6 protein-coding genes are annotated in these 12889 nt (G+C 50.0%); 5 read left to right on the top strand and 1 reads right to left on the bottom strand.

The features are described 5' to 3' along the window. The 4 genes from ACXAGC_RS19235 (at position 1) to ACXAGC_RS19220 (ending at position 7745) form a co-directional block, all read left to right on the top strand. Positions 1 to 1935: a bifunctional diguanylate cyclase/phosphodiesterase gene (locus ACXAGC_RS19235; protein WP_474846422.1), complete on the top strand. Its 1935-nt coding sequence runs from the start codon at positions 1 to 3 to the stop codon at positions 1933 to 1935. A gap of 55 nt (positions 1936 to 1990) precedes the next feature. Continuing rightward, positions 1991 to 2719 carry a transglutaminase-like cysteine peptidase gene (locus tag ACXAGC_RS19230; RefSeq protein ID WP_474846420.1) on the top strand — a complete coding sequence of 243 codons (729 nt, stop codon included), beginning with the start codon at positions 1991 to 1993 and terminating at the stop codon, positions 2717 to 2719. 113 nt (positions 2720 to 2832) lie between these two features. Continuing rightward, a complete protein-coding gene (gene sbcD / locus ACXAGC_RS19225; RefSeq protein WP_474846418.1) occupies positions 2833 to 4056 on the top strand; it encodes an exonuclease subunit SbcD in 1224 nt (407 codons plus the stop codon). Beyond that, complete coding sequence (locus ACXAGC_RS19220; RefSeq protein ID WP_474846416.1) at positions 4053 to 7745, top strand: AAA family ATPase; 3693 nt, start codon at positions 4053 to 4055, stop codon at positions 7743 to 7745. The genes sbcD and ACXAGC_RS19220 overlap by 4 nt, the downstream gene beginning before the upstream one ends. A gap of 22 nt (positions 7746 to 7767) precedes the next feature. On the opposite strand, the gene ACXAGC_RS19215 is transcribed toward ACXAGC_RS19220, so the two are convergent. Then, the gene (locus ACXAGC_RS19215; protein WP_474846414.1) at positions 7768 to 8829 is read right to left on the bottom strand and encodes an ROK family protein; all 1062 of its coding nucleotides are present in this window, start codon (positions 8827 to 8829) and stop codon (positions 7768 to 7770) included. Positions 8830 to 9800: 971 nt separating this feature from the next. On the opposite strand from ACXAGC_RS19215, the gene ACXAGC_RS19210 reads away from it, so the two are divergent. Then, positions 9801 to 12815 carry a TonB-dependent receptor gene (locus ACXAGC_RS19210; RefSeq protein WP_474846412.1) on the top strand — a complete coding sequence of 1005 codons (3015 nt, stop codon included), beginning with the start codon at positions 9801 to 9803 and terminating at the stop codon, positions 12813 to 12815. Positions 12816 to 12889 lie beyond the last annotated feature (74 nt).

Raw genomic sequence — 12889 nt, 5'->3', positions numbered from 1 at the left:
ATGACCCTGAATAAGCAGCTGTGGATTGCCATTCTCACCATTATTGCCATTAACAGTGTGGTGAGCTTTCTGGTGCTATTTTTCTCTACGCAGAAAAACACCGAGGAACAGCTGTATCTGAAGAACATTGATGATGCGAATTCACTGGCACTGGTGCTGACGCAGGCGGAGAAATCACCAGCCGGCATTCGCCTCATGTTGTCTGCAAAATTCGATTCAGGGCATTATTCGCTTATCCGGCTTGAAGGCACGGACGGGAATGTTATCGACGAAATCTACTTTGAGGGGGAAGCGTCAAACGCGCCGGACTGGTTTCAGTCCATGGCGGAACTGACCGTGCCGCCCGGCATTTCCCAGGTGAGTGACGGTTGGGATCAGTTTGGCACCCTTTATGTGGAAAGTCAGACTGCCTTTGCCATGGATACATTGTGGTCGAAGTTTAAAAGTTTTGTGATGAGTATCGTGATCCTCACTGTAGGGATCGGGATAATCGGCTCCCTCATTTTACGTGTCATCCTGAAACCGTTGGGGACTATTGTCGACCAGGCCAACAGTTTTTCAGAGAGGAAGTTTATAAAAATTGCGCTTCCCTGGACCGCCGACTTTGCCCGGGTGGTAAATGCCATGAACTCGCTGGCCGACCGCTTTAAAGCAAACCTCATAGAGAACAACCGCCGGCTTGAACTTGCCAGAGAACGGGAACAGCATGATCCGGTGACGAATATTCCTAATATCAATGCCTTCTTTACACTGCTGGAGTCTCAACTGAGATTTCGTGATAAAGATGGTCAGAACGTGTTGCTCATGCACAGTCTGATGAAAGACAAAGGCGATATTCAGGCGTTTGCGCCGGAGATTTTTAATCAGTTCGTAAAAGAGTTTGCTGACAGACTGGACGGCTTCTACCGTGAACACAGTGAGCTTTACACCGACTTCCGCATGGCCCGAATCAATGAAACAGATATTTGTGTATTGCTGACAGAGTGCCGTGATCTGGAAGGGATTCAGGAAGTGTTTATGGAAGACAATCCGCTGGAGCACAGTCCGGATTTTGCCGATTTGAATATTCACTGCGTCACCGCCGGCGTCTACATCCGGGCTGATGAAGCGAGTTACGAACTGCTCGACCGGGTTGACGGATTACTGGAAGAAGTGCAGGAAAGTGAAATTGTTTTCGGTTTTAATCTGCAGCCGTTGCCGGAAACGCACTATCGCTGTGACAGCAAAGAGAAATGGCAGAAGGATTTCGACATCGCCAGTCAGTCTGCCGAACTGATGACAGTGAGTGTTCATACCCACAGCGGTAAAACCATGCATTATCAGGCTTTCGTGCTGTATAAAGACGGCGATGAAATGCGAGGATTCGGACGTTTTACTGAAGCGGCCCGCCGCTTTGATACGGTTGATAAAATCGACCTTCTTGCTCTGAATAAAGCGCTGGCATGGCTGAAAGATAATCCCGAAAAATGCTGCGCGGTGCTTCTTTATCAGGAAACAATCCTGGATACGTTTAACAGATCACAACTGGAAGATTTATTAAAATCGAATCAGGATGTGATCACCCGGTTATCGCTGGAGTTGCGGGAGCATACAGCTGCAAGCCATCCTAAATCCTTCCGTCAGTTTTGTGAGCTGGCTGATTATTTCAAAGTGGATACCGGGCTCAAAAGAGTGGGAGAAAGCTTTTCGAAGGTGGCCGATGTGCATGAATTTGGCCTTAAATACCTGAAGATTGACAGTACTTACGTGTATGACGTGGTGAACAACCGCTCAAATCAGGTTTACCTGAATGGTCTTGCCGATCTTGCCCACTCCCTGGGAATGGCGGTGATTGCCGATGGCGTAGTATCTGAAAAAGACGAGGAAGTTCTGCTGTCTATCGGTTTCGACGGTGTGGCGCGGCTAAACATTGACGATCAGGTTGCAGTAAAGTGACAAACTCGCCGTACGTGGTACAGTACATGCTCAGTCTTTATCAGGGTAAGTAGTTGTGCTCCTGTTGAAACAGCCACTCTTTCAGGGTAACCCCATATCATTCAGTCAGCGCCGGCTGTGCATTATGGTGATTGCCTGTTTCCTGCTGACAAACGCATTTGTTACCCGCGCATTTGTCGATATTAATTTTGGCAAATTCTGGCAGGCCGTCGCCAGACATGGCGGTAAAGTTAATGCAGGCCGCCAGGCGGGTCTGGAAGGCATGTTCAATGAAGCGCAGAATCTGCCGGAGTCGAAGCAGCTTCTTCTGGTTAATGCTTACTTTCGCGATAATGTAACCTACAAAACCGATGATATCGTCTGGAAGCAAAGCGATTACTGGGCATCACCTGCAGAGTTTCTGGCTAAAGAACTGGGCGATTGTGAAGATTACGCTATAGCTAAATACATCTTCCTGCTCAAATTGGGGGTCGCCGAAGAAAAGCTGCGTCTTATCTACGTAAAAGCTAAAGTGGGCGGGCGCCGCAGCACTGTGACACAGGCGCACATGGTTCTGGGTTATTATGAAACTCCCACCAGTCAGCCTATGATCCTCGACAGTTTAATTTCAGAAGTGTTGCCAGCACGGCAGCGAACAGATCTCATTCCTGTGTTCAGTTTTAACAGTATGGGGATCTGGTCTCCGGGCCAGAAGCAATCATCCGGTTCTCCTTCGGCCAGATTATCACGGTGGCGTAATGTGCTGGACAAAATCAGCTCTGAAGGCATCACAGTAACATCCTGATCCCGCTTAAGCCTGCACGAATCATCGCCGGTGCCGCGGCGGATTGTTGACTCGCCGCGCCGGTGTGGTCAACATAAGGCATGATGTGTCTCTGACTTTATATTGTTGTTCTTATGAAAATCCTCCATTCCTCAGACTGGCATCTCGGTCAGAGCTTTTTTACCCAAAACCGCAAAGACGAACATCAGCAGTTTCTCGACTGGCTGTTGCAGGTTGTAGAAGCGCAACAAGTTGATGCCATCATCGTTGCCGGCGATGTGTTTGATACCGGCACGCCACCCAGTTATGCCAGAGAAATGTATAACCGTTTTGTGGTGGCTTTGCAGGCTCACCGCTGTACCCTGATTGTGCTGGGCGGAAACCATGACTCTGTGTCAGTGCTGAATGAAACACGGGGGCTGCTGTCTTGTCTGAATACCCATGTTATTGCCTCGGTGCTGGAAAACCCGGCAGATCAGGTAGTAGAACTTAAAGATAAAAACGGCGAAACCGGCGCATTTGTTTGTGCGATCCCGTTCATCCGCCCCAGAGACGTGCTGGTCAGTGCTGCGGGTCAGTCCACAGATGAGAAGAAACAGCACCTGGGTGATGCAATCAAAGCTCACTACCGGAGTGTGTACGATGTCGCGGCTGAGCGCCGTGAAATTTCAGGAAAAGCCGTTCCTGTTGTTGCTACAGGTCATCTTACTGCGCTTGGCGTATCAGCCTCGTCCAGTGTGCGGGATATCTACATCGGTACGCTGGAAGGCTTCGCCGCCGACGGCTTTCCGCCGGCAGATTATATTGCGCTGGGCCACATTCACCGGCCACAGAAAGTGGCTAAATCAGAGCATATCCGCTACAGCGGTTCTCCTGTTGCTCTCAGTTTTGATGAGCTGGGTACACAAAAGCAGGTGGTGCTGGTGAGTTTTGAGGGCAGCACAACCCCTGCTATCGAAGCCCTTCCCGTACCGGTTTTCCAGCCTATGGCAGTTATCCGTGGCGATCTGGATACCATTGAGCAGTCACTGAAAGCGTTCACTGATACGGCAGCAACCACCTGGCTTTGTATCGAAGTCACCACGCAGGGGCATTTGTCTGATTTGCATCAGCGCATTCAGGCAATGACAGAAGATAAGCCGGTGGAGGTACTGCAACTCAGGCGGGTTCATGAAAGGGCTGCAGCGTCGTTGACGGCAGAATATGAACAGGATTTGTCAGAACTGTCGCCGGAAGAGGTCTTTGAGCGGCGCTTGCTGTTAATGGATGAGGCCACAGAGGAAGGGGTGAAAGCAGAGTTGCGTACACAGTTCCGTGAAGTGGTATCGGGCCTTGATGCAGGGGAAGCAGCACAATGAAAATATTGACCCTGCGGCTTAAAAACCTCAATGCGCTTAAAGGTGAGTGGAAGCTGGATTTCACCGGCGCACCGTTTACGGATAACGGACTCTTTGCCATCACCGGTGCTACCGGAGCAGGCAAAACTACCTTGCTGGATGCAATCTGTCTGGCGCTTTATCATCAGACGCCCAGGCTCGGCCAGCTGTCTGCGTCATCCAATGAAATTATGACCCGTGGCACAGGTGACTGTCTGGTTGAAGTTGAGTTCTCTGTTAAGGGCACGGCCTACCGTGCTTTCTGGAGTATGCGGCGGGCACGGGGTCATGCCGGCGGAAACCTGCAACCGGCGGAAGTGGAACTGGCCGAAGTAGAAAGCGGCAAGGTACTGGCTACACAAATACGCCCGAAAGCCGACGAGATAGAGCGGATCACCGGTTTAAACTTTGCCCGTTTTACTAAATCCATGATGTTGTCGCAGGGGGACTTTGCAGCCTTCCTGAATGCGCAGGAAAACGAAAGAGCGGAGCTGCTTGAAGAACTGACCGGTACCGAAATATACGGTGAGATTTCCCGCCGCGTGCATGAAAAATATAAAGAAGCTGAACAGGAACTGGCATTGCTGCGGGGAAACCGCAATAACATTTCTGTGCTGAGTGATGAGGAAAGAGCGTCGCTGATTTCGGCACTGGCGCAGGCTGACATTACGCTGAAAGAAGCCCGCGAAGCGTGTGAACACTGGCAGAGCGGACTGAACTGGCAGGCCGGTTTTGCGCAGCGCTTGTCACAAAAGCAGCAGGCAGAAGCTGCGCTGACTAAGGCTAAAGATGACCTCACTGCATTTGCGCCGGAGGCAGAAAAACTGCGGCAGGGTGAACTGGCAGAGCAAATTAAACCTGAATATGAGCAACTGAGTGCGGCAGAATCTGAAGTGCAGACATTGCAGCAGCGCAATGAACTGCTGAAAGAGCAGCAACAGCAAAGTGCACAGCACGCAGAAAGCAGCCTTAAAGAGAAAGATCAGTGCACCGCAGCCCTGGAAATCGCGGAGCAGGAAGGAAGTGCCCGCATTGCACTTATCCATAACCGGGTTATTCCGCTGGATAATAATATTGCCAGGCTGACTCAGGAAAAGCGTGAACTTGAATCCGCGCTGGAGCAGCAAAAAGCAATCACCGGTAAACTTGCCGCTGATATAGCAGGGTATGAGCAGGCGGCGGTAAGCATGTATGAGCAACTGACTGCGCATAAAAACTACCTGGACGAACATCAGGCCGACAGTGTTTTGCTGACGAAGCTGTCAGGCTGGCGCGGACAAATTAATCAGCTTGGCGGGCTCACCGCCAGTGTGGAGACCTCAGAAGAACAAGCCGTAAAGACCCGTGAGCAGGTTGACGGGCAGACACATCAGGTTGAACAGGCGGAAAAAGCCCGCAATGAGGTTATCAATCTTTATAACGACAAGCAGTCTGCTGTGACAAAACAACAGCAGACAGTAGATTCGCTGGCCGCTGAGCTAAACGGGCAGCAGATCGAACAGGAGTTACTGGCCATAGAACAGGGCTGGGCACCGCTTAACCGTGCGATGTCGTTGCAACAGCAATACCTGAAGTTATGCGGGAAACAGTCTGAGTACAAAGCTGAACAGGTGAGGCTGCAAAGTGACTACGATGAAGCGGTAAAGCAACGTGGCCTCATGCGCGAAGAATTTGTCGCCCTCAGGCAGTCATTAAAGGATGTCACGTTATTGCTGAAACAAGAGGAGCAACTGGCAGAGTATCGCATGCAACTGACAGACGGTGAGGCTTGTCCGCTATGCGGCTCATTGTCTCATCCTGCCTCCGGGGAGGTTGCACTGGATGTGTCTGCTACATTAACCCGCAAGCATGAACTGGAAGCACAGCTTAAAGAGGCGGAAAGTCGCGGCATTGGGCAAAACGAGCGTTGTGAGAGATTAAGGCTCGGACTGGAACAAACCACGCAAGCGCTGGAAAAAGCTGTGCAAGATTCAGATGACATTGCCGCACAGTGGGAAACCACATCACAGGAAGCCGGTATTTCTGTTGCTCTGAATGATAAACGCGGACTGACTCAATATGAACAGCAGCAAAAAAATCGCGCGACAGCGCTGCGGGAACAGCGAAGCAGAGCAAATCTTGAGAAGGAGAAGCTTGCAGCACTCATCACTGAAATGAGCGAACTGCAACGGCAGGTAAGTCATGGTGAAAACCAGGTAGCACTCGCCGCTGAACGGTTGGCCCAATATCAGAAGCAGGCTGGTGACACACAAAGTGCACTTGAAAGCGCACAACAACAATGTGTTGCGCTGCACAATGCCATAGCGAAAGAAACCGCTGACGCCGGACATCCGTTACCGCCATCGGATTTTTCAGCCTGGCTGGACAGGCTGGAGGAGAAAGCGCAGCAATGGGCTGATACTAAAGAGCAGGTGACTGCACTTGAGAAGCAGGCATCACAGCAGGCGGTGTATCGTGAAAATGCACAGCAAAACTGGCAGGCAGCAAAAGCGCAGGCCGGTAAGCTGACAACTGCATTTAACGCTTTATGTGACACCCTTACTCAGCATCAAACCGAACGCCATGCTCTGGCCGGTACAACCCCGTCGCAAACAGCCATCACGGAAGCGGAACAGCGCATCGCGCAGGCAAAGCAGGTTGCACAGCAGGCACAGGAGCGGGCAACGGCCGCAAAGGAGCGCCATACCGGCATCACATCTTCATTAAACGCTGCTGTTGAAGCACTGGTAGCCGCCCGGCAAAAGACGGAAGAATTATCTGAACGCTGGCAAATGCAGCGCAAGCGGGCCGGTTTTGACAGCGATATGGTTTTTCAAAATGCGTTACTCACACCCGGACTACGTGACCAGCTCAGCCGTGAGAAGCAAACCCTGGAAGCCGCAACTCAGCGTCATTCCGCGTTATTTGACAGTGCCTGTACCCAGTACAACAGCTGGCTCAATGATGAACAGGCCGCATTGTGGCAACAAGCTGACGGCGATGAGTTGCAGAGTAAATATCAGCAGGCGAATGAAGAACGGGATCGCATTCTCACCCGGCGGGGAGAACTGGCTGCCAGATGTCAGGCTGATGATGAGCAGCGTGAGAAATTGTACAGTTTGTCAGAAGGTATAGCGGAAAAAGAACAGGCGTTTGAGATCACATCGGCCCTGCACGGTCTCATCGGTTCCGCCACCGGTGATAAATTCCGAAAATTTGCGCAAGGCCTGACATTGGACAATCTCATTGTGCTGGCGAACCGTCAGTTACAACGTCTGCATGGCCGCTACAGGTTGCAGCGAAAGCAGGCGGACGGTCTGGCTATTCTGGTAGTGGATACCTGGCAGGGCGATATCGCCAGAGACACCCGGACTTTATCCGGTGGCGAGAGCTTTCTGGTCAGTTTGTCGCTGGCACTGGCGCTGTCTGATCTTGTCAGTCATAAAACCAGCATTGATTCGCTGTTTCTGGACGAAGGATTTGGTACGCTGGATGCTCAAACACTTGATATTGCACTGGATGCGCTGGATAACTTAAACGCCTCCGGCAAAATGATTGGCGTGATCAGCCATATCGAAGCGATGAAAGAACGGATCCCGGTACAGATCAGGGTGAATAAGCGAAGTGGCCTCGGGATCAGTGAGCTGGATAAAAGTTTCCGCTTTTCCCCTGAAGCCCCTCTTGCCGGATAGTAAAATCCGGTCTGAGACTGTGCTATTCCGGATGCTGTATCAGCCCCAGCGAAGCCAGTGCCAGTTCATGAGCGCCGGCTGATGCGCCGCAAAGCGGGGCGGTATCCGGCATTGCACTGGCAATTACCCTGGTCGGCATCAGTGTTTTTTGTGGAATCGTGTCTTTCAGTGTTTTCATAAAGGCGTCGTGACGGGAAAGCGGACCACCAATCACTATGAGATCCGGATTCACCAGAATTCCCGCGTTAGAAATCACGTGGATAATTTTATCCATAGCCGGATGATCGTACAAAGAACGGTTTTCCAGTAAGGCTTTACCCAGCTGGTTCTCTACCACGTAATCCTGAAGGTTCTTCGAACCATCCACTTTAAAATAGCCCACTTCGCCGGCAATACCCGAACTTCCGCGGATAAGATGTCCGTTGATATAAATACCGGCACCGATCCCCCGGCCAAAATAAAAGAACATGAAGTTCTTCTCGCCGATAGCGTTACCCTGCGAACGTTCCGCCATGGTTGCCCAATTCACATCGTTATCAATAGTAATGGGGCAATGGAACATACTGGCAAACAGAGAGGGAAAATTAATGTCGTGGGCGAGGGGGAAAGGGGCACCGTGCAGAGGTAATACCTGGCCCGTTTCAGAATTCACCGGGTCGGCAATCGATATGCCTATGGCGAGGACTGCGCTTTTCGTTCGTGCAACCATGTCTTCAGCCATGGTGGTCAGTTTCTGGAAGAAGGCTTCGCTGCTGTCAATTCGGGTAGACGGTACGTGTGCTGCTTCTACATCGTAATCGGGTATGGCGTGGCCGTTAAGCGCGGCTAATTTGAACTGCTCTTCTGCAACAATATTTTCAGCCAGGTCGGTGAGGCGCATCTGAATGTGCTGACTGTCCAGAGCAACAGACAAGGTAACACCCCGGTTGGCATTAATTTCATAAAGTATACCTGCACGGCCCTGTTTATTCTGGGTTTTCTTTTTCGTTTCATTGACCAGAGACTGGCCCTGCAAACGTCCTGCAGCCTCTGAAATAGTGGGGCGGGAAATGCCGGTAAGCTGAGAGATGGCTGCTCTGCTCATGGGGCCATTTTCGCGAAGACAGCGAAAAAACTGTCTGTCTGTGTCCAGTGCCAGGCCTTGCTGTTGGAGACGCTGACTCGATTGCTTGTGTACGGGCATAGTATTTTTGTTATGGAACAGCTCGCGCTGTTTTATCCTGTTGTTGAATAATTGTTAACGGTAAAAGGACTTTAAAAGCCGTTTTTGTGACACACATTGTTAAAACCAGATCGCTGTTAAAGAGTCTTCTGCACTAAAAAAGTTCAGGGTTTACCGCTGTTTGTTTTTTGTTCTTTTTGCGATAATTCAGGCTTTACGGAACTTTCTGGTTTCTTTACATTTGTGTGACAGCAAAGTCAGTTTTATTATTGTTTTTTGCTTTGCACCATTCCCTTTTCAGGGGCCTCTATCATCTTCCGGTTATATTCTCTATAACTAATGCTTATATTTTTCCTTTATTTTTCATAGCAAATTTTCAGCCTTTTCAAACAGTGACTTATCATAAAAATTTAATATGACCAATCCTTGCACTCCGGAGAGTTGTCACCTTTACTTAACCTGTATTTGTAAATAAAAAGTGCCTGACAGGCCATTTATTCTAATCAGATACAGATAGTAAAATCTGCATTTACCCGCTCATTTAAGACTAAAGAATACTTCAATTTCAAGAAAAAGGTTAATTTTGTTAGGCAGCCTAACAAAATACTTGCAATTGCTTCACAAGGCGGGCTATAACTACACCGTTACAATTCGTTAACGTTAAATGGCGGCTTGTAACGCGTTACATTGTGAGAATGGGATCACAACGTAACGGTTTGCACAGCGAGTGCGTGATGGGGTTGAGTGAACTGATTGACCAGTGTTTTATGCGCGGTAGTCATCCTCCTCATAAGGGACACGCACTTTAATTCACGTGTGAAAACTCAACTGGAAACCAAACTATGTTTAATAAAACAAAGCTATCTTGCGCAGTGTCAGGGGCACTCTGCGTAATGGTCGCATCACCTGTATTTGCTCAGGACGCACCAGAACAAGTAGAACAGATTGAAGTACGCGGTGTTCGCGGAAGTTTGTCTCAATCTATGAACGTAAAACGTCAGTCTACCGGTGTTGTTGACGCCATCTCTGCTGAAGACATGGGTAAATTCCCTGACACCAACCTGGCAGAATCTCTGCAGCGTATCACTGGTGTTTCTATCAACCGTGTAAACGGTGAAGGTTCAGAAGTTACCGTTCGTGGTTTCGGTGGTAACTTCAACCTGATCACATTAAACGGCCGTCAGATGCCTGCTGCGAACGTAGCATCTATCACCGGTAACCCGCTTGACCAGGGTGCTTCCGGTACAACCCGTTCTTTTGACTTCTCTAACCTGGCATCTGAAGGTGTAAGTGGCATTGAAGTTTATAAGACTGGCCGTGCAGCCGTACCATCAGGTGGTATCGGTGCAACAATTAACATCAATACGTTAAAGCCACTGTCTCAAGGTGAAAACCGTGCCTCTATCGGCGCGAAAGCCATGAAAGACTACAGCGGTGACGGTGTGACACCAGAATTAAGTGGTGTTGCGAACTGGTCAAACGATGACAACACATTTGGTGTAGCTGTGTTCGGTTCTTACCAGGAGCGCGACTCCGGTAGCCGCCACATGAGTGTTGAGAACTACCAGCTGTACAACTGGGATTCAACGTCTCCTGGCACTTTCGGTCTGGTAGACGGCGCTAACGTGACTAACGCACCTGCGGAAGGTCAGTTGGTTGCCATGCCTTCTAACTTAGGTTTAGGTGTTAACGAAGATAACCGCGAACGTATGAACGGTATGGTTACCTTACAGTTCGCACCTTCAGAAACTCTGACACTGACCGCTGACGCAACTTACGCCAGCAACGAAATTAACTCTACCTCTGTTGTTGACGGTGTCTGGTTTGCCCGTCAGTTCACGGATATGGAATTCGATGGTAACCCGGTTGTTGCCACGCCAATCCGTTTCACTGAAGATATCGACGGTGGTAAAGACTTCTTCTTCCAGAACCTGGTGATGGCCGCTAAAGATGAACTGACATCTTTCGGTTTCAACGCTGACTGGTGGGCAAACGATTCACTGAACCTGCGTTTCGACGCTAACATGGCGAATGCAAAATCTGGCGGTAACGGTCCTTACGGTAAAAACGTAATCCGTTTCAACGTAGCAGGTGCAACTGCCGGCTGGCAAACCATGGACTTCGGTCTGGATATGCCTCAGGCAAGCATTGTTGTTGACGATTCTGTTAAAGGTAACAACAACGGTATTTTCGACCTGGCCGATGTTGGTCCTCAGGTTACCCGTGCCATTTCTTCTGATCAGGAATCTGACGTTAAACAGTTCCGTTTCGACGGTACCTGGGACGAAGGTTCTGACGTAAAAGTTGACTTCGGTATCGGCTACATGGCGACAGAAATGAATCAGCTTCGTTATGAAACTGAAGCGCAGCTTGGTGGCTGGGGTGTTGCTGATGTAGGTAATATTCCTGAAGGTCTGCTGGAAGTGACTTGTACAGCTTGTGCATTTGAAGATCACAACATGAGCGGTGTTGCCGGTGCGGATTCAATTGCCCAACCTGCAGGTTCAACCACTATCCCTCTGGGTAGCGTATCATTCCGCGGTAACGCAGTAGACCTGCTGAACGCTGTTGCGCCGGCGTATGGCTTCACCCCGGGTGATCTGCCTTCTGTTGGTGCTCAGAACAACACCGTTAAAGAAGATATCCTGTCTCTGTACGCGATGGCGACAATGGACGGCGAAATCGGTGGTTTCGAAGCTAACTTAGTGGTTGGTGCCCGTTATGAGAAGACAGACGTTGAGTCTATCTCTCTGCAATCTGTACCAGAGCAGATCATCTGGTTGTCAGATAACGACTTCACTATCAGCTACGGCGATCAGACTGAAGCGCTGTCTCAGGACCACTCATATGAAGCGTTCCTGCCAAACATCGACTTCTCGGTTAACCTGACTGACGATTTGAAAGCCCGTGCGTCTTACAGCATGACGCTGGCTCGCCCTGCGTATAACCAGATGTACACAGCTACCAGCATTGGTGCGCCTGGTCGTCCTACTTACTTAGGCGGTGTGGCATCAGGTAGCCGCGGTAACGCTGCGCTGGATCCACTGGAGTCCAACAACTTCGACCTGTCACTTGAATACTACTACGGTGATTCAAGCATGGTGTCAGTAGGTTACTACCGTAAAGACGTAGACAACTTCGTTGGTACACAGCAGGTTTCTCAAACTCTGTTCGGTCTGCTTGATGCGACTTCAGGTGCTGCCGGTACTGTTTCAGGTGAAGCTATTGCAGAGCTTGAAGCACGTGGTATCGAAGTAACAGAACGTAACTTCTTCACCATGTCTGCATTGCTTGCAAACCCTGACGTGTTCCCGGGGGGCGCTGATGAGTTCGAAGAAGGTCAGGCATTTGCTGATGACGTATTCGCTAACAACAATGTTGAGCCAATGGCAGGCGACCCTGAAATGGCCTTCGAAGTTACTCAGCCTGTAAACAACCAGAGTGCACGTATCTCCGGTTACGAGTTTGCATGGCAGCACTTCTTCGGTGACAGCGGTTTCGGTTACCAGGCTAACTTCACCATCGTTGACGGTGATATCGGTTACGATGTAGGTGCAGATCCGGCAATCGACCAGTTCGCACTGGAAGGCTTAAGTGACTCAGCTAACTTAGTACTGATTTACGAAAAAGACGGCCTGTCTACCCGTGTTGCTTATAACTGGCGTGATTCCTTCCTGGCGGAAGTAAACCGTGGCGTATCTTCTGTTCGTAACCCATTGTTCATCGATGAGTACAAGCAGGTAGACGTTAACGTAAGTTACGACTTCAGCGAAGACCTGACAGTAAGCATGGACGTAATCAACCTGTTCGAAGAAGGTTCACGTCAATACGGCCGTAGCTACAACAACACGTTCTTCATCCAGGAACTGGACAGACGTATTGTACTGAGTGCCCGCTACAGCTTCTGATAGCTGTCAGCATCCGGTCACAATCCTCCCGGATTGTGACCTTTGATTCTCAGGCCGGTGTGCCCTCGCATGCC

The sequence above is a fragment of the Alteromonas sp. AWJ4_197 genome (assembly GCF_056160285.1).
The sequence above is the reverse complement of the archived record's forward strand: the minus strand, read 5'-3'. Positions and strand labels throughout refer to the sequence as shown.